This window comes from Paenibacillus dendritiformis, from assembly GCF_945605565.1.
GTDB lineage: Bacteria > Bacillota > Bacilli > Paenibacillales > Paenibacillaceae > Paenibacillus_B > Paenibacillus_B dendritiformis_A.
Genome location: NZ_OX216966.1, coordinates 963,820 through 981,901, shown reverse-complemented (window position 1 = coordinate 981,901; position 18,082 = coordinate 963,820). Strand labels below are relative to the sequence as shown.

General features: G+C 57.1%; 13 protein-coding genes. 6 read left to right on the top strand and 7 right to left on the bottom strand.

Going from position 1 to position 18,082, the window contains the following annotated elements:
* Window positions 1-47: 47 nt before the first annotated feature.
* Window positions 48-2,609 (bottom strand): transglutaminase-like domain-containing protein, encoded by a 2,562-nt coding sequence (locus NNL35_RS04375; RefSeq protein WP_006680173.1) that lies wholly within the window; start codon window positions 2,607-2,609, stop codon window positions 48-50.
* A gap of 404 nt (window positions 2,610-3,013) precedes the next feature.
* Here NNL35_RS04375 and NNL35_RS04370 point away from each other — a divergent pair, with 404 nt between their 5' ends.
* The 4 genes from NNL35_RS04370 to NNL35_RS04355 all read left to right on the top strand — a co-directional run bounded on the left by NNL35_RS04370 (window position 3,014) and on the right by NNL35_RS04355 (window position 9,617).
* Window positions 3,014-5,860 (top strand): 2-oxoglutarate dehydrogenase E1 component, encoded by a 2,847-nt coding sequence (locus NNL35_RS04370; RefSeq protein WP_006680174.1) that lies wholly within the window; start codon window positions 3,014-3,016, stop codon window positions 5,858-5,860.
* 17 nt (window positions 5,861-5,877) lie between these two features.
* Entirely contained in the window at window positions 5,878-7,161 is a 1,284-nt protein-coding gene (gene odhB / locus NNL35_RS04365) for a 2-oxoglutarate dehydrogenase complex dihydrolipoyllysine-residue succinyltransferase (protein ID WP_006680175.1), read from the top strand.
* A 323-nt stretch (window positions 7,162-7,484) separates the two neighbouring features.
* On the top strand, window positions 7,485-8,501 hold the full coding sequence (locus NNL35_RS04360; protein ID WP_006680176.1) for a phosphotransferase family protein: 1,017 nt from the start codon (window positions 7,485-7,487) through the stop codon (window positions 8,499-8,501).
* Window positions 8,502-8,555: 54 nt separating this feature from the next.
* Entirely contained in the window at window positions 8,556-9,617 is a 1,062-nt protein-coding gene (locus NNL35_RS04355) for a hypothetical protein (RefSeq protein ID WP_006680177.1), read from the top strand.
* Between the two features lie 6 nt (window positions 9,618-9,623).
* Here NNL35_RS04355 and NNL35_RS04350 read toward each other — a convergent pair whose 3' ends face one another.
* Both NNL35_RS04350 and NNL35_RS04345 read right to left on the bottom strand, forming a co-directional pair.
* On the bottom strand, window positions 9,624-9,857 hold the full coding sequence (locus NNL35_RS04350; RefSeq protein WP_006680178.1) for a hypothetical protein: 234 nt from the start codon (window positions 9,855-9,857) through the stop codon (window positions 9,624-9,626).
* Window positions 9,857-10,849 carry a WXG100 family type VII secretion target gene (locus NNL35_RS04345; RefSeq protein WP_006680179.1) on the bottom strand — a complete coding sequence of 331 codons (993 nt, stop codon included), beginning with the start codon at window positions 10,847-10,849 and terminating at the stop codon, window positions 9,857-9,859. The genes NNL35_RS04350 and NNL35_RS04345 overlap by 1 nt, the downstream gene beginning before the upstream one ends.
* A gap of 250 nt (window positions 10,850-11,099) precedes the next feature.
* On the opposite strand from NNL35_RS04345, the gene NNL35_RS04340 reads away from it, so the two are divergent.
* Together NNL35_RS04340 and NNL35_RS04335 are read left to right on the top strand one after the other, a co-directional pair.
* Complete coding sequence (locus NNL35_RS04340) at window positions 11,100-11,792, top strand: FadR/GntR family transcriptional regulator (RefSeq protein WP_006680180.1); 693 nt, start codon at window positions 11,100-11,102, stop codon at window positions 11,790-11,792.
* Window positions 11,793-11,824: 32 nt separating this feature from the next.
* Window positions 11,825-12,610, top strand: a complete 786-nt coding sequence (locus tag NNL35_RS04335; RefSeq protein WP_006680181.1) for an ABC transporter ATP-binding protein — start codon at window positions 11,825-11,827, stop codon at window positions 12,608-12,610.
* 121 nt (window positions 12,611-12,731) lie between these two features.
* Here the strand turns inward: NNL35_RS04335 and NNL35_RS04330 are convergent, their stop codons facing one another.
* The 4 genes from NNL35_RS04330 to NNL35_RS04315 form a co-directional block, all read right to left on the bottom strand.
* The gene (locus tag NNL35_RS04330) at window positions 12,732-13,121 is read right to left on the bottom strand and encodes a YflT domain-containing protein (RefSeq protein ID WP_006680182.1); all 390 of its coding nucleotides are present in this window, start codon (window positions 13,119-13,121) and stop codon (window positions 12,732-12,734) included.
* A 298-nt stretch (window positions 13,122-13,419) separates the two neighbouring features.
* A complete protein-coding gene (locus NNL35_RS04325) occupies window positions 13,420-13,800 on the bottom strand; it encodes a hypothetical protein (protein WP_006680184.1) in 381 nt (126 codons plus the stop codon).
* Window positions 13,801-13,919: 119 nt separating this feature from the next.
* Complete coding sequence (locus NNL35_RS04320) at window positions 13,920-17,336, bottom strand: copper amine oxidase N-terminal domain-containing protein (RefSeq protein WP_040734634.1); 3,417 nt, start codon at window positions 17,334-17,336, stop codon at window positions 13,920-13,922.
* A gap of 174 nt (window positions 17,337-17,510) precedes the next feature.
* On the bottom strand, window positions 17,511-18,059 hold the full coding sequence (locus NNL35_RS04315) for a nucleotidyltransferase family protein (RefSeq protein WP_254552984.1): 549 nt from the start codon (window positions 18,057-18,059) through the stop codon (window positions 17,511-17,513).
* Window positions 18,060-18,082 lie beyond the last annotated feature (23 nt).

The following is an 18,082-nucleotide window of genomic DNA, read 5'->3' as shown; positions in this document are numbered from 1 at the left end:
CTGGATAGCGGCCTTCGTCAACTCGCGGAATGATAGATTCGGTTCGATCAAATGTGCTTCAAAACCTTCACGATCTCGTCTACGATGCCAAGCTTGTAGCCTTGGGACAGATAGCGAAGGCGAAGCTCCCGGTCAATGACGAACACGAGCGGGAATTCATTGCCGTTCCAGCCGGGAAGGGACGGCTGAATCGCCTGCAGGTCCGCCCCCGCTTCATCGACGGCATAGCGGGTCCTCTGCGGCATTCCTTCCAGAGAGAATGGCCCGCGATTGCGCTGCTCCTCGACCCGCAGCTCGATCCGGCCGCCCCAAGCGTCGAGCTCCGCCTGCAATTGCCGCAGTTCGCGGGCCAGATGCTTCGACGGCTCCCGCTCCGGGTCGAGCCAGGCCAACACGGCCCCTTCGGCAGGAATATCGAGCGCCCCCAGCTGCTCCGGTGCAAGCCGGCTCAGCACCGGAACCTCGATCTGTTCCTGCCGGAAGGCAATCGTCACCGGCACGACGCTGCCGGCCGGAACGGTGAAGAACGTCAACCGTGCCAGCACCGTGCCGTCGGTCAGGCGGACGCCGGTCGTCAGCCGGTAGTCGCCGGCCGGGACGTCGATCGTCTTGCCATACATCTCCTTCTCCCCGAACGGGAACGTCAAGGTTCGGTACAAGCCGTCCTCCAGCCGCGCGATCGTGAAGTTATGATAGTAGGCAGCTTCCGGCCCGCCTTCGCCTCTGCCGAAGCGGATGCCGCCCTTGCCGATGGCTTCCTCCGCCGCGGCCGCCTCGGCCTGCCCCGCTTCCGCCGGGAACTCGACGCGGATCCATTGCCCGCCGGCCCAATATTCCGGGTCGGCGTGAAGCGGATCGAGCCGTGCCGGTATGCCCAGGCTGCGCGCGGCGGCGACGAAGCAGATGTCCCGGCTGAGGCGATCCGTCCGCTTCAGCCGGTACGCGCCCGCCGGAGTCGCCATCCCCGCGTAGCGGTCCATGCCATGGACGAGGCCGATCTCCCGGCCGAGGCGATCGGCAAGCGCCTGCGGCTCGGTCCGATACTGCGCCTGCTCGTCCGGCGTGAACTGCTGCCGGAAAAAGGCCCGGTACGGCGCAATCATCTCGAAGTGAACCCGCGGGCACAGCACATAGTCCGCGAACAGGCGGTCATCTCCTGCCTGATCCTTGAACGGCATCGCTCCTTCCAGATGCTCGACGAGCGTCGGCTGCATTGTGTCATGGAGATCCTTGCTCCGCATCGACTCCAGCAGCTTAAGCGCCCACTCGCCGTGCACGGGCGTCTGCGCCTTCAGGAAGGCAGCCATCTCGGCGCTGCCTCCCCGCGCCGCAAGCAGGATATCCTTCACCCGCTTCTCCGGCAGCCCGATCTCCCGGGCCAGTTCCTCCGCCTGTGCTGCCGTCCAGAATGTCGCTTCATAGGCGGCGCGGGTCGCCGTGCCATGCTGAATCCGCCGGTCATGGATCCGGCGCTCCTCCTCGCCCGCCTCATCGCCGCCGCTCTCGGCCAGCTCCGGCGGCGGCGCCATATCCCACTCCAGCGTGCCGGCCTGGGGGGCGCCGCGCCGAAGGACGATGTCGCATTCCTCCGTATCGCCGACGGCGATCTTGCGGCAGCCCCAGCCCTGCTCCCCGCGCGCATGGATAACCAGATCGCCATAGCCGGTCGTGAAGGATGCCCGTCCCAGCGAATCGGTGGGCAGGGTGGCGATCGCGCTGAACTCGGCGAAGAGCTGGAACTGCACCTCGGCCTGAGCCGGCTCCCCTGCCTCGGTCACGACGCGAACCGTAATCGTCTTCCGCGGCGCATAGTTGCCGAGCAGATTGATCTCGGTATACCACGGATGGTCCGAGCAGGTCTCCTCCGGCCCGATGTAATCCGCGGCGACGCGGGTGTTGACGAGCATCGCCCGCCGCGACGGCGCGCGGAACCAGCCCTCGTCCAGGCGGGCTTCCGGCTCGCAGGCGCCGAGGAAATGCCATTCGCCGTCAGCCCAGGCCTCGACCCAGGCATGGTTCGAGTCGCAATGCGCCCAGCGCGGCGTATAGCACTGGCGCGCGGGTATGCCGACGCTGCGCAGGGCGGCGACGGCCAGGGTCGACTGCTCGCCGCAGCGTCCGAGCGCGGTGCGCATCAAGGTCAGCGGCGACACCGTCCGCATGTCCGTGCCGATGTATGTCGCTTTCTCATGGCACCAATAATTCGTCTCAAGGATCGCCTCTGTCATCGATTTATTTTTAACCCGATCGAACAATTCCCCGAAAATGACGTGCCGGCTGTCATCCATATTCTCGTTGTTCACCCGGTAAGGCAGCACGAAGTTCAGGAAGACGTCCTGCGGAATCCGCTCCCCCCACGGCGCCAGATCGCGTGTCTCCAGCGTCCGGCGGACATGCTTCAGGAAGTAGTCCCCGTCATAGTCCGCCATATCATGCAGCGGCATGTAGGCATATAGAAATTGCAGACAAAAGCGCTCTTCTTCCGTTAACGGCCCGTCGAAGATGCCGAACAGCGCTTCTTCCCGATAGCATGCCAATTGCCGCTTGTACTGGAATTTCTCCTTCAGGCGCTGCAGCCATTGCCCGTCCGTCACGTTCAGCTTGCTCATCCTCTTCGTCTCCTGTCTCCTCATAGATTTGGTGATGCTTCGGATGCCGGGAATCCACTCCCGCCGCATGCCAGGCTATCTGGAAATTAGTTGCGATGTTACCGATATCCCTATTATAGTCGAAGAGATCGGGAGAGGGAATCGCATCTCTCTTCCAAGTTTCTATTTTCTGCATGAAATTGTATAATCATGTATGATGAACAATCGTTTCTATGAGAATGGATTGAGAAAATAGGTTCCGAACATTTACCATGATAAATTCCACATTTTCTTCTCGTAAAAACGTCCATTTTATTTTAATTTCTGGCGAACAAGTGGTACACTAAGTGTAAACGCAAACATTGGGTATGTCATTATAGATATACTCATAGATTTGGCATAATCCGTAAGGAGGTCTAGCATTCATGTCGGCTGCAGAAGTTACTGAGAAGGAAAGGGTATGGAAGGATTACTATGGACCCAATCTCGGGTACATCCAGGAACAGTACGAGCAATACGTTAACGATCCCGAATCCGTCGAAGCGAATTACCGGGACCTGTTCGCCCGCTTCGGGCCGCCGCCTGCTTCAATCGGTTCCCAAGCAGAAGGAGCCGCTGCTCCGGTCTCGCTGGACGGAGACGGATTAAATAAAGTCGTCTCCGCCGTCAAGCTGGCCGGCATTATCCGCACCTTCGGCCATCTGGCGGCCGATATCGATCCATTGGGCATCAATCCGCCCGTGGATACCCGCCGCTTCGAGCCGGAGGCCTACGGCCTGACTCGCGCGGATCTGGAAGCTCTGCCTGCCTCGATCGTGCTGAAGGAGGCGCCTGCCGGCGTCCGTACCTGCTGGGATGCGATCGAGCATCTGCGCGCGGTGTACACCCGCTCCATCGCGTATGAATTCAGACATGTGCATGACGAGGAAGAATTGAAGTGGCTGCGCAGACATACGGAATGCCTCAATTCACCGGAGCCGCTTACTTCAGCCGAACGCGTCTCTCTCTTGAAACGACTGATCGAGGTGGAACAGTTCGAGACGTTCCTGCACCGCACTTTCGTCGGACAGAAGCGCTTCTCGATCGAAGGCACCGATGTTCTCGTGCCGATGCTAGACGAACTCGTCCGCACCTCCGCCGCCAACGGCACTCAGCATATCCTCATGGGCATGGCCCATCGAGGCCGGTTAAACGTGCTCGCGCACGTGCTTGGGAAGCCGTACGGCAAGATTTTCTCGGAGTTCCATCACTCTCCGAACAAGGATCTGTTCCCGTCGGAAGGCTCAATGGGCATCAACTACGGCTGGACCGGCGACGTGAAATACCATCTGGGCGCAGATCGCTCCGTAACCGAAGGCAATACCGTGCGGACCAAGGTTACGCTCGCGAACAACCCGAGCCATCTGGAATACGTCAATCCGGTCGTGGAGGGCTTCTCCCGCGCCGCCCAGGATGACCGCAGCCAGCCAGGCTATCCGCGCCAGGATACCGGGAAGGCCGCGACGGTGCTCATGCACGGCGACGCCGCCTTCCCGGGGGAAGGCATCGTCTCGGAGACGCTGAACTTCAACAAGCTCCGCGGCTTCCAGAACGGAGGCACGCTGCACATTATCGTCAATAACCGCATCGGGTTCACGACGAAGAGCGAGGATTCCCGCTCCACGCATTATGCGAGCGACCTGGCCAAAGGGTTCGAGATTCCGATCGTGCACGTGAATGCGGACGATCCGGATGCATGCATCGCGGCCGTTCGCATGGCGGTCGAATACCGGAGCGTGTTCAAGAAGGACTTCCTGATCGATCTGATCGGCTACCGCCGTCACGGCCACAACGAGATGGACGATCCGGAAGGAACGTCGCCGTTCGTGTACAGCAAGGTGAACCAGCATTCGACCGCGTATGTCATCTATGGCGAGCGGTTGAAGCAGGAAGGCTTAGTGGACGACGCGCAGATCGAGCAGATGAAGAAGGATGCCGAAGCCGTCCTGCAGCAGGCGTATGACAAGATGAAGGAGACGACCGACCGGGCGTACCGCCACAACACGGGCGAGCCGCCAAGCCGCTTGTCCGGCAACGGCACCGCCGTGCCGATCGAGCAGCTGCGGGAGATCAACCGCGAGCTGCTGGAGGTGCCGGAGGGCTTCCAGGTCTATCCGAAGCTGCAGCGTATTTTGCAGCGCCGGGCCAACGCGCTCGATGAGGGCGAAAAGGTCGACTGGGCGCTCGCCGAGACGCTGGCGTTCGCGACGATCCTGGCGGAAGGGCAGCCGATCCGCATCACCGGGCAAGATTCCGAGCGGGGCACCTTCTCACAGCGCCATCTCGTGCTGCATGACTATAAGACGGGCGAGACGTTCTCGCCGCTGCACCGCATACCGCAGGCGAAGGCCTCCTTCGGTATCTATAACAGTCCGTTGTCCGAAGCGTCTGTACTCGGATATGAATACGGCTATAACGTATTCGCGCCAGAGACGCTCGTTATCTGGGAAGCGCAATACGGCGACTTCGCCAATGCGGCGCAAGTCATTTTCGACCAGTTCATCGCTGCCGGCCGGGCGAAATGGAACCAGAAGTCCAATCTCGTCGTCCTGCTGCCGCACGGCTTCGAAGGCCAAGGTCCGGAGCATTCCAGCGCCCGCCTGGAGCGGTTCCTGCAATCGTCCGCAGAGCATAACTGGACGGTTGTCAATCTGACCAGCGCGGCGCAATACTTCCATCTGCTGCGCCGCCAGGCCGCGATCGGCGGTACCGATGAAGCGCGTCCGCTCATCGTCATGGCGCCGAAGAGCCTGCTGCGGAACCCGCGGAGCGCATCCCCGGGCAGCGAGCTCAGCGAAGGGCACTTCCATCCGGTATGGGATGAAGCCATGGAAGGGGAGCAGCCGAAGAAGGTGGAGCGCCTCATTCTGGCCACCGGCAAGATGGCGATCGATCTGCAGACTGAACTGGAGACGTCGGATCGGGATCACTCCTGGCTGCATATGATCCGCGTCGAACAGCTGTATCCGTTCCCGCAGGAAGAGATTGCGGCTATTATCGGACGCTATCCGGCCCTGAAGGAGATCGTCTGGGTACAGGAAGAACCGAAAAATATGGGCGCCTGGACGTATATGGAGCCGCGGATTCGCGAAGTGGCTCCGAAGAAGGTGCCTGTCCACTATATCGGACGTCCGGAGCATTCCAGCCCGGCGAGCGGGTATGCGGATGTCCATAGCTTCGAACAACGGCAAATCATTACGGAATCGTTGCATCGCTCGACAAAAACTAATTAACCTGGGAGGTTACGGTCGTGGCTGAAATCAAAGTGCCTGATCTTGGAGAATCGATATCGGAAGGAACCTTGCATAAATGGCTTGTCAAAGTAGGCGACACGGTAGGTCAAGGGGATCTGCTCGCCGAGTTGGAAACCGATAAAGTCAATCTGGAAATCAGCGCCGAAGAGAGCGGAGTCATTGAATCGATCCTGAGAGGGGAAGGCGAGAATGTCGCTGTCGGCGAAGTCATCGCCGTCATCGGCTCCGGGGCGGGAGCAAGCACTCCAGCACCAGCTCCGGCAGCTCAAGCGGCTCCGGCAGCGGAAGCGACTGCCGCCGAGAAGGAGAGCGCTCCGGCTGCAGCTCCGGCAGTGTCGGCCCCAGTGCCTGCGCCTGCCGCGGATAGCGGCGCCTACCACGCCTCTCCGGCCGCACGCAAGCTGGCGAGAGAGAAGGGCATCGACCTGAACGGCGTATCTGCGCGCGACCCGATCGGCCGCATTCAGCATGATGATGTGCAAGCGAACGCGGCCCGCCCGGCTGCAGCGCCAGTTGCGGCTCCGGCAGCGCCGGCGAAGCCTGCGGCACCAGCTTCCGGTGAGCCTGCCGATCCGGTGAAGCCGATCGAGCGCCAGCGTATGTCCCGCCGCCGCCAGACGATCGCGACCCGCCTGGTGGAGGCGCAGCAGACGGCAGCCATGCTGACGACGTTCAACGAAGTCGACATGACTGCGATTCTCGATATCCGCAAGCGGCGCAAAGACGCCTTCAAGGAAAAGCATGATGTGGGTCTCGGCTTCATGTCGTTCTTCACCAAGGCGGTCGTCGGCGCATTGAAGGCTTATCCGCTGCTGAACGCCGAGATCGACGGACAAGATATTCTCGTGAAGAAGTTCTACGATATCGGCATCGCCGTTGCGGCGAAGGAAGGCCTCGTCGTACCGGTCGTTCGCGACGCGGATCGCCTCAGCTTCGCGGAGATCGAGCGCTCCATCGGCGAACTGGCGTCGAAGGCCCGCTCCAACTCGTTGGCGCTGTCCGATCTGCAAGGCGGCTCCTTCACGATTACGAATGGCGGCGTCTTCGGTTCCCTGCTGTCGACGCCAATCTTGAACGCGCCGCAGGTCGGCATCCTCGGCATGCACAAGATTCAACTGCGTCCGGTCGCTATCGATGAAGAGCGCTCGGAGAACCGTCCGATGATGTACATCGCCCTCTCCTACGATCACCGCATCGTCGATGGCGCGGAAGCGGTCGGATTCCTGGTTAAGGTCAAGGAGATGCTGGAAGATCCGGAGACGCTGCTCCTCGAAGGATAAGACTGCTTTGAAATACGTCACAGTACAGCCGGCTCTGCGGAGCCGGCTGTGCTTCGTTCTCGCTGCGCCGGGCGCGGTCCGGTTAGCGGCCCGAAGTCCATGTCCCGCACAGTGCTCATGCGGCCTGTCCGCATGCTTGCCCTTGCGGATAATTGCTTTGACTTCCCCGAATCGGCGTGATAGGATAATTCTGGAGATCGCGTATTGTAGAGGATCGCGTCGATATTTGCGACAATGCGGCTGCCTGCAGGCAAGCCGCTTTTTGTGTATTATGCAGTTAAAATGAATCAGCATTCATACTATTCGTAACGGAGGTGCAGCGGTTGACGACAACCGTTTTTTTCGCATCGAAATCGTTAGGCGCCCTGACGGACAGCCAACTGCAGCGGATGCTGGACCGGTTCGGGCTGGGCCGATTGCTTCGCTCCGCGCCTACGGAGCACGGGGTCATGAAGCAGACGCTGTTCGTCACGTCTACAGCCGGGGAGTTCGTACTGAAGGGCAATCCCCTCTATCCCGGACAGTGGAGGGAGGAAGCGTATTTTATCCGGCATTTGCACGCGAATACCGGAGTCAAGGTCCCTTATCCCTATCTGATTGATGAGTCGGATGATATTTTCGGGTGGAGCTATGCGCTGATGCCCTGTCTGCCCGGACGGCATATTCACGATCCGGAGCTGCTGCGGGTGCTTCATCATGAAGATGCATGCGGCATCGCAGCAGCACTCGGGCGCACCCTGCTCGCAATGCACGGCTGGAAGGTGGAGCAGCCCGGGGAATTCGACCCGGATAGCAGCCATATTCGCCCGTTCGCCGGTTCCTACACGGCGTGGCTGTACGGGACGATTCACGATTGGCTCGACGACGCCGCGAAGTACTCCGTGATTACGGACCGGGACAAGGCATGGGTGGAACAGCTATTGGACAGCGCGCAGACAACGATGGAGAGACTGGACTCCCCCGCCTTCGTCATGGGCGACTTCAAGCCGGAAAACGTGCTCGTGCAGCAAACCGATCGAGGCTGGGAAGTCAGCGGCGTCATCGATTTTACGACGTCCTATTTCGGGGATGCCGTCGCAGACTTGCCGAAGTTGACGGCGCTGTGTCTGGAACGGGGAGAAGAAGAGCAAGCCGCCAGCTTCCTGTCCGCCTATGTTGGGGACAGCGCTCCGCTGCAGGAAGGATTCCTGGAACGGTTCCGCGTCCATATGCTGCATCAGCGGCTGCTGCGGTGGGGATGCGCCCAAGCGATGAAGCAGGTCACCTGGGATCCGGAGCTGTCCTTCTCCGAGTGGGCCGAGCCGTATACCGAAGCGGCTGCAAGACTGCTTAGAGCTTAGAGCGAACAACGAAGAGCGAAGAACCCGCCCGAGAAGCGAAGGAGAATGAGCATAATGAAAAAGATGATGTGGATGACATGGATGGCAGCTGCACTCGCGGCCATAACCATCCTCGCGGCATGCGACCAGCAACAGCAGCCTGTCCCCGCAACAGAAGATGGGGCTTCCGCTCCCGGCGGCAAGACGGCCGAGCCCGAGATAGCGAGTCCGAGCACGCCATCAGAGCCTGACGCTGCTCGAGGAACATCCGAGCCTGCGGCAGCGGCAGCCGCATCCGAGCCTCCGCCAGCCTCTAAGGCTGAAGCACCGTTGGATGCCTCGGCATGGCTCGGGACTTGGAGATGGGTGGAGTCGGATAAATATAATTCCGCTACCATCGATATTAAAAGCATCGATGAGCGACAAATAGTCTTTTCCTTAATGGCTTTTCATGTGACCAATATGAAGACGATGGATGGGTCTCACGGCAACATCGAGAACGGCGTGGCCGAGATGGTTGGCAATGAGGCGGTTTTTACGGATGTAGAAGATGAAGACTTTGAACTGCGCATGTCTCTCACAGATAATCATCTTACCGTAACAACCAATAAGAAGTATATTGGTTTCGGCGCTTTTGTCACCGTTGACGGCGCCTATGCGCGCTGGAAACCGGAGCCGGCCAATACCGATTACCTTGTCGTGCCGGGACAATCGCTCGGTAAAATCTCGCTCGGGATGACGCAGGATGAAGTCATCCGGCAATTGGGCCAGCCTACAGCCAAGGAAGAGAATCGGATGAACTATCAATCCTCGGAGCATGAGATCATTCTGTATTTGAAGGAGCAGACGGTCAGGCAGATCGCCTTCTCTTCTCCCGCGTTCTCTACGGCGGAAGGCGTCAATACCGGCAATTTCGCCGATTATGGAGATTTCTTTACCCGTTCGGAATGCCAACAGAACTTCCTGCACCTTCGCGATGAATGGAACGAAGGCGGATTGGCCTTCTTCACCTTCAACGCTGATGCGCCGGAAGACAATACAGAGTACCGGCAGCGAGTTCACGGTTATATTTACGAGGGTCAACAGATGTACGAAGAACCTCTCATCGGGGCGGAATGGAAGCCTGTCAGCCCATGAAATGATTTACGGCGCTCCGTCCGAATACGCCACCAGCACTTCCGTGATGATGATGACCGCCGCCATCAGAACGAGGATCGATGGCCCCTGGTATTTGGCGGAGCACCATTTTTTAATGGCAAAGTATCCGGCAAAAAAGACCAGAATCATCCAGCGAACGGCATCATATTTCGGCGTGGCCAGCAGAAAAAATCCGACAAAGGCAGCGATCGCGGTATAGAACATCCATTTGATCCACACTAGTTGTACTCCTTCCAATACCGGTACTGAATATCCTTCTGACCGTTCGTGACGATGACCATGTTTTCGATTTTGCCCGTCTCGATATTGGTGCGGTAGATCATCGTCCGCGTCTCTCCGACATCAGGAACCGGGGGAATGTATTTGTCCAGGAAGAAAGCCCCGCCTGCGCCCGAGGCATGCTGAACCCATGGCTTGCTTCCCCGGGTCAATAAGAGGCCGACGCCATAGCTGGTCGCCGTTTTCGCCGCGGATCCCATAAAATTCTCGAATGCGCCCGTTGTATGTTTTTGCTCCCAATAGGTATATTTCGATTCGTCCTTTTCATAGCTGACGACGTTGCCCTTGCGGTCCACCGAGATCACCGTCTTGTCCTTGCCCTCCTGCAGCGGGTAATTCACGACGACGGAATCGCGTGTCATCTTCGTCGTCTCTCCTCCCCCGAGGTAATCGGTTCTCTCCACCTCATCCGCATATTTGAGGTTGATAATATTCATCTTATCATGAGCTTCCTGCATCAGATTCTTATCGCTCAGTTCCTCCGCCTGCTTCAGAATGTCCTCATACTTCCGGTATTCCTCCACGTCGTCCTCGTCCCAGTCCTTGAATTGCTCTCCGGCGGAATCGGCGCCAGGCTGGGCTCCGGCCCCCAGCACACTGCTTACGAACACCGCTCCGCTGGCCGCCATGACAGCCGCATTCAAGAGGGCCTGAATTCCCCCGGTTGGAGTGCCGTCCCCTTCCCTGAACCGGCGGGCGATACCCTTCAATTCCAGCTCTATCTCCTGAAGCTTCGCCAAGAAGGAAGAGAACACCTGCTGAGACGACTGGAACTCGCTGTAGAAGCGGTTCTTCTCCATGCCCATCCACTGCGATTCCAGCGACTTGATGGCCTGCTGAAGGCCTTCCATTTGCGTTTTGGACAACCCGTATGCCAAGTGGAACATATTTGCCACATTATCGATTTGCTCCGGTTTGATCGTAATGCGCATCGTGCATCCATTCCCTTATCTTGAATTTGATATGATTATAGCGAATCACCCCCCTCATTCCCAGCGAGGAATTTCCTAATTTTTTACTGCCATTCCGAAGGAACTCCCGGGACTCCTCCTCATTATGAACCATTCATCCCCCGCGCTGCCGGTCCTGTGAATCGGGACTTATGGCTTATCCGCCCGGCACATTTTTGTTTTGACATTTCAAAAAAAAGGAATATACTTCTCTATAACAGGAGATGATCTGATGAATTTGAATACGCCCAAGTTCACTGCCGTCCCCCGCCGCAAGCTGGTGGATCAGGTGCTGGAGCAGCTCCATGACGCGCTGGTCAGCCATTATCGCCCTGGCGATCGGATGCCGACCGAGCCGGAACTGATGGAGATGTTCGGCGTAGGCCGTTCGACGGTCCGTGAAGCCGTCAAAATCTTGGTACATGCCGGCGTGCTGGAAGTCCGGCAAGGGGACGGGACGTATGTCCGCTCGCTTCCCTCCGATGCGGGCTCGCTGGAACAACGGCTGCTCCGGGCCGAGACGAAGCACATTCACGAAATCAGAAGCATGATGGATGCCCAAGCGGCCCGGTTGGCCGCGGAACGGCGCTCGGACCAGGATCTAAGGCGGATGAAGCGGCTGCTTGAAGAACGGAAAAAGGCGTTGGAGGCTGGCAATTATGCCTCATATGTGGATTATGATGTGGAGTTCCACTGTTCGATTGCAGAGGCAAGCCAAAATCCACTGCTGCTCGATCTGTACCGTGCCTTTTCCAACGCGCTTCGTGGCGAGCTAAGCCATCTCATCGTCGGCACGAAGCATTATGAGGACCGGTCGGAATTGCATAATCAGCTCTACCAGGCGATTGCGGCCCGGGACGCCGATACCGCCGTGCGCTTGTCGCTAGCCAATCTGGAGCCGCAGGGCCGCCGCGGGAGCGAATAATTGTTCCCAACACAGAGGAGAGGAGAGATGTTATGGTCATTGATGTTCGAGAGGTAACCTGGAAGAGAGATAACAAGACGATTCTGGATCAAGTATCCTGGGAGGTTAAGCCGGGAGAGCATTGGTGTCTGCTCGGGCTGAATGGCTCGGGGAAAACCACCTTATTGAATATGATCAACGGCTATATCTGGCCGACCTCGGGAAGCGTCTCTGTCCTGGGCAAGCGGTTCGGCACCTTCGACCTGCGCGAGCTGCGCAAGCACATCGGCTGGGTAAGCACCTCCCTGCAGCAGAAGCTCTACGGGCACGAGACGGTGCAGAAGATCGTGCTCAGCGGGAAATTCGCCTCGATAGGCTTGTACGATGACATCGAGGAGGCTGACGAAGAGAAGGCACTGTCCTTGATCCGGCTGCTCGGCTGCGAGCGGCTGCTCAACCGGACCTACGACACCTTATCTCAGGGCGAGCGGCAGCGGGTGCTCATCGGCCGGGCGCTGATGGCGTCGCCGAAGCTTCTCATCCTGGACGAGCCGTGCACGGGACTCGATATCTTCGCCCGCGATCAGCTGCTCCATATGATTCAATCGATTGCGCGCGAGCCGGATGCCCCGACTCTTATCTATGTCACGCATCATGTCGAAGAGATTATGCCCTGCTTCAACAAAGCCCTGCTCATTAAGCAAGGAACCGTATTCTCGTCTGGCAATACGGCCGATCAGCTGACTTCCGCCCATTTAAGCGAATTTTTCCATGCGCGCATCGAAGTGCGGCAGGAGTTGGGCCAGCGTTACTCCCTTCAATTGCTGGACGCGGAATAATCCGGCTCCCGCCCTCTCTCTTCAATACGACATTGCTTTCAAGTGCAAAAGCCGACCTGCGTCGGCTTTTTGCATTTCAGCCCGTCATTGCCGCTGAAGGCAATGTTTTTCGGCTGGAATCTTATAGAAATGGCGGGTAATAGATGATGTCCGGATCGTAGCGGTCGCCGTCATAAGGGGTCCCGCTCCAGGCGAAAATGACGATTTTGCCTTTGTCCAGCTCTCGTTCCAGCATCTCGGCATGCTGCATCGAGACGCCCATAGACGTCATTTTGGCGCGCAGCTCGTCGCCATGTGAGCGGAACAGATTGGCCATCGCGGTGAAGACGCCTTCTTCCGATACGCCGATTTCAGAGGCAGCCGCTTGTTCGGCGATATGCTCCGTCCGCTTCTTGTCATGCGCCAGCACATACAGATGGTCTCGGTTATAGCCCAGATTGGCCAGATCCTGAATCTTCGCTTCGGCCTCCCTTGCCGTATTGACAATGTACACCTTCGTCTGATTGTTCATGTCGATTCCTCCTTCATGTTCTCTCCTTATCCAGTGAAGCAACGGCTTACCGTATTCTTAACCGACCGCCATGGCGATCAAACACCTGGTAAAGAGAGTGACATTCAGTTCGTGAGCACGGAGAAACGGGGAATCGCAGGTCAGATAGTCGATCTTCGAACAAGAACGAACGATATCAAGGCGTAAATCAAGGTAAGAGGCACAGTCATCAAGACTAGCTCCCAAGCGGAATAACGGAAGAAGAATTCCCATACCCCCTTCCAGCCCTCATAATAGGACAGAGCCAGGGACAAGAGGCTCAGAACAGCGAAGGACACGATGAGCAGCACATACATCCCTGTGGCGCGGTACCGCCGGTGCACGCTAGAATCGCGAAGCCGAAGCAATACAGATGCATCAGCAGCAGGAATGCCAACCCTATCTGCTGAATGACAGGCCCGTCACTCCAATAGGGCAATTGGAAGAAGTAAAGCCGAACGCCCCATCCCCCCGACAGCTTTTCCATAAACGTCAGCAGGGCCAGCAGCAGGGACGTCACTGCACTGATGATCGCGGACATCGCGATCGTTCCTAGCTTATAATCCTGCCTTCTAATATTCATGCCGAGCACATAGGGAAAGGTATGGGCCAAGGTGAAGGTGCCGGCGACGAACATATAGACATAAATGACGAAGACCATGTTCTATCGTTAGGCAGGTTTCCCGGCTAAAAGGTAAAAAGGGCCCCGGCCTATTGCCGGAGCCCTTGCTGCCTGCTTCCGTTCGAAGCAGGATTGTTTTGCGCCTCACCCTGGGACGCTTAGAACTGTGCCACGACGCCCTGGGATGGAGCGGACAGCACGTTTACCGCACGGCCGTCTGAAACGGTGAGGACGTAAATAGTGTATGTGTCCCCATTGACAAGTTGATTGCCATAAGCGTCTTTATCGTAGGAGTTCAGCGTAACCATGCCTTCTTCCGAAGGAGATATGGCTTTAGAGCTATTTGTTCCTGCCCAATTAGCCTGCTCCAGCGTAAAGCTGCCTGCTCTGTTGGAAGGCACCGCCATCACGGCATAGTATGCAACGCCTCTCTCATTCGTCGGCTTGCTGAAGTAGACCCGCATGTCGCTTCCATTCATCTCCGCCACTACGTTCGTCGCCGGAGATACGTATTGAGCCGACAAGACCACCTCACGGGATGGATCAGAGAGCGCATTGGCCGAGCTAACCCGGCTATCGGCTACGGTGAGGACATAGAACCGATATGCGCTGCCGCTTGTAATCGCCTCTCCTCTCACATCACGGGCGTTTTCTGGCAAAGGCAGGCGTATGGTGCCGCTCTGCTTCGCCGTATACGTGTAATATGACGTATTGTTGGCATCCGCCAAACCAAAGCTCTGATCCGACCTCACGGCCATCACGCGGTATTCCAGCACGCCATAATCATTGGACGGCGCAGTGAAGCTCACCTCGATATCGCGCGCCGTGCCGCTATTGCCCGTTACGTTGGCCGTTACATTCGACACCGCAGAGACGGACGAGTTGCTTGTCAGCATGATTTCCGCGGAAGGACCGGACAACATATTGGCGTTATTGTTGTTGCTGACGGACAAGACAAATACCTTGTAGCTGACGCCATTTCGAATCGCCGCTCCATCAACGTCCCGCGCCGAGGAGGACAGAATCTGATCAATATTTCGGCCTGTCTTGCTGACGTACGTATAGTTGTTGCTGGATACGTTGTTGGCACGGTACAAGTCGAAGCGGCTTGCATCAACCGATTTCACGACCATGATCCGGTAATGCGAGATGTTCGATTCATCCACCGCCCGGTTGAAGCTGACTCGCAGATCGCGGCCGTCGTTATAATCGTTGACGTCGCTTGCCATGACGTTGGTCGCCGGATACACTGTCGAGTTGTTGCTCAACGTGATGGTGTTCGATGAGCTGGACAACGTATTGGAATAACTGCCTGAGCCGACAGACAGGACGAATACGCGGTAGCTTACCCCGTTACGAATCTGCGACCCGTCGACATCTCTCGCACCGGACGAGAGCGTCACGCTCTGGTTGCTGCCATTGCGGCTGACATACGTGTAATTATAGCTGGATACATTGTTCGCATCCCCGACCGTGAAGCGTCCCGCATCGGACGATTTCACGACCATGACGCGGTAGTGGCTGATATTCGACTCATCCGCCGCACGGTTAAACGTTACCCGCATGTCGCGCCCATCGCCGTAATCATTAATATCGTAAGCCTGAACATTGGTCGCGGCATACACGCCCGAATTGCTGGACAGCGTAATGGTGCTGGAAGCGTAAGACAATGCATTGGAATAGCTGCCTCTGCCTACCGACAGGACAAACACGCGATAGCTCACACCGTTCCGAATATAAGAGCCGTCCACATCTCTAGCGCTGGAGGAGAGCGTCAAGCTAAGATCGCGCCCCGTCTTGTTCACCTTCGTGTAGTACGAGCTGGATACATTGTTCGCATCCGATACATTGAACCGGTCCGCATTGGATGTCTTCACGACCATAACGCGGTAGTGATCAATCAACGACTCGTCAGAAGCCTTGTTGAACGTGATCCGCATGTCGCGGCCGTCGTTATAGTCGCTGACATCGCTGACTTGCACATTCGTGACCGCATTGGCGATGGAATTATGAGATAGCGTAATCGACGAAGACGCGCCGCTCAGCACATTATTAGAGCTGTACCCGTCATTCGACACCGCCATGACGAATACCCGGTAGGTCTCATTATTTCGAATATAAGAGCCATTGACATCCGTCAAGCTCGAAGACAAGGTCGTCGTGATATTGTATCCGGTCTTCGACACTTGATAATAGCGGCTGGAAGACAATTTGTTCGCTTCAGCCAGATCGAAGCGGCTGTAGTCCCGGTTCGGCACGACGAATATCCGGTAGTGGCTCACCTTCGACTCATCGGAAGATCTCGAGAACGCTACCTGCAGGTCTCGTCCGTCACCATAGTTGCTCACATCCGCCACGCTCGTAATGACTGGCGCGCCGACCGTGGTGCCCAGCGTAATGGTCGCCGTGGACGCAGAGAGCTGATTGGAATGACGATTCACATTATTGCTTACGGACAAGACGAACACCGTATAAGGCACGCCATTGCGAATTCTGTCTCCGGACGTGTCCCGGGACGACGAGCTGAGCGTCGTCGACAAGGTCGATCCGGATTTGTATACGGTCGTATAGTTGGAGCTGGATACCGCATTCGCTGCGTTCAGATCGAAGCGATGCGCATCCTTCGACTTCACGACCATAACGCGATAGTTGGCGATATTGCTCTCATCGGAAGCCCTTGAGAAGCTCACGGACATATCTCTTCCATCGCCATAATCGGCAACGTCACGTGCCTGCACATTCGTGGCGGCATAGGCTGAATCGCCTGTCAACGTCACGGTCTGCGATGGCCGGGACAATACATCCTGGCTGCGCTTGCCTGCAGTCAGCACATACACGACGTAGGATTGGTTCGCCCGGAGAACATCTCCGTTCACGTCGCGGGTCCAGGAATTAAGCGAAATAGAAGGATTGCGGCCATACGTATCGACAACCGTATAGTTATTGTCCGAAACCAAACGAGCCCGCGCCAGCGTAAAGGACGATGAATCCGAAGCCTTGACGACGAGAATCCGGTAGTGATCGATGTTCGATTCCTGGGACGCCCGCGAGAAGCTGACGGTCAGGTCGCTGCCGTTACCCGCTTGGCCGGTTACTTTCGCATTTACATTCGTTGCCTGATAGACTTGGTCGCTCGGATCATCGTCCCAATCACGATCCGTCGTATTAATCGTTACGGTCTGCGTTCTGGAGTTCCACAGCACTTGCTCGCCCATCGCTTCGCTGACGAAGCGCACCGGAACCATCGTTCTTCCCCGTATCGTCTGGGCGGGAACGTCCAGATTCACGTTCGAATCGTTGATTGTAGCTACCCTGGAACCGATTTTGAGGACAACGGTCGTACCCGCCTTGGTCGCGGTCACCGTCTTCGTTCTCTGGTTCCATCCTACCCTCGCATCCAACGCCTCGAAGATTGCCCGTAGCGGCAGCATCGTCCGCCCTTTAATCATCATTGGCGGTTGATCCGTCACTAGCCTGGAACCATTGATATACACACTGATTTGCGGGGCCGCCTGCACTTGCGCTTGAATGGCAAATGTAAACAACAAGGCAAATGCAATCACCCCGGATAGCATCCTTTTCACAAGTTCATCCTCCATTTGATGTCATTTCAAACCTCTGATATGTGTAACGCGGTTACTGAGGTAAATGTTTCTTCCTTTTTTAAAATATTTTCATATTTGGGCAAAATATCGAACAGGTGCCCTGATGCAAGAGAGCCATGAAGGCCGGCTCTCCGGCCCTGCCTCCTATGCTTCGATAATCGTCAGCAGTGGCCACTGCTCCCGCCATTGCTTCGCATTCACCCGCGCCATATAATAGGCGGGATCGGGAAATGACGGGCTCCGCCTGACGACCATCTGGAACAAGTCCTCCAAGCCGTGCGGATGAATCAGCTCTATCCGCTCCTCCCCATTCAGACGCGCCCCTACCGCCGTGGCGGTCTCCGGCCATCGGCTCAGCGCATCGAAGGTAGACGCGTAAGGCTCTACGCCATTGCGGATATGCATTCTGGCCTGGTTTTTAACCGACCATTTTTCGTTGCCCGTACGCCTTCTCAGTTCCTGCTCCAGAGCAGCATCCCGCTGCTCAGACAGATCCCCCGGGTCATAGTAGACGACATCGATATCCTGATGCCGCGCCCGGTATTCGAATCCATGCAGCCGATCCCAGATATAATTACGGATATACCCGGCGGCGATATAGCATTGCGGAAGCTGCAACTCTCTGACGATCCGCAAGTCAGCCATTAATTCCTCATGTTCTTGCAAATAATGAATCAGACGCTGCTCCAACACGGAGAGTCCTCCTTTTGGCAGGC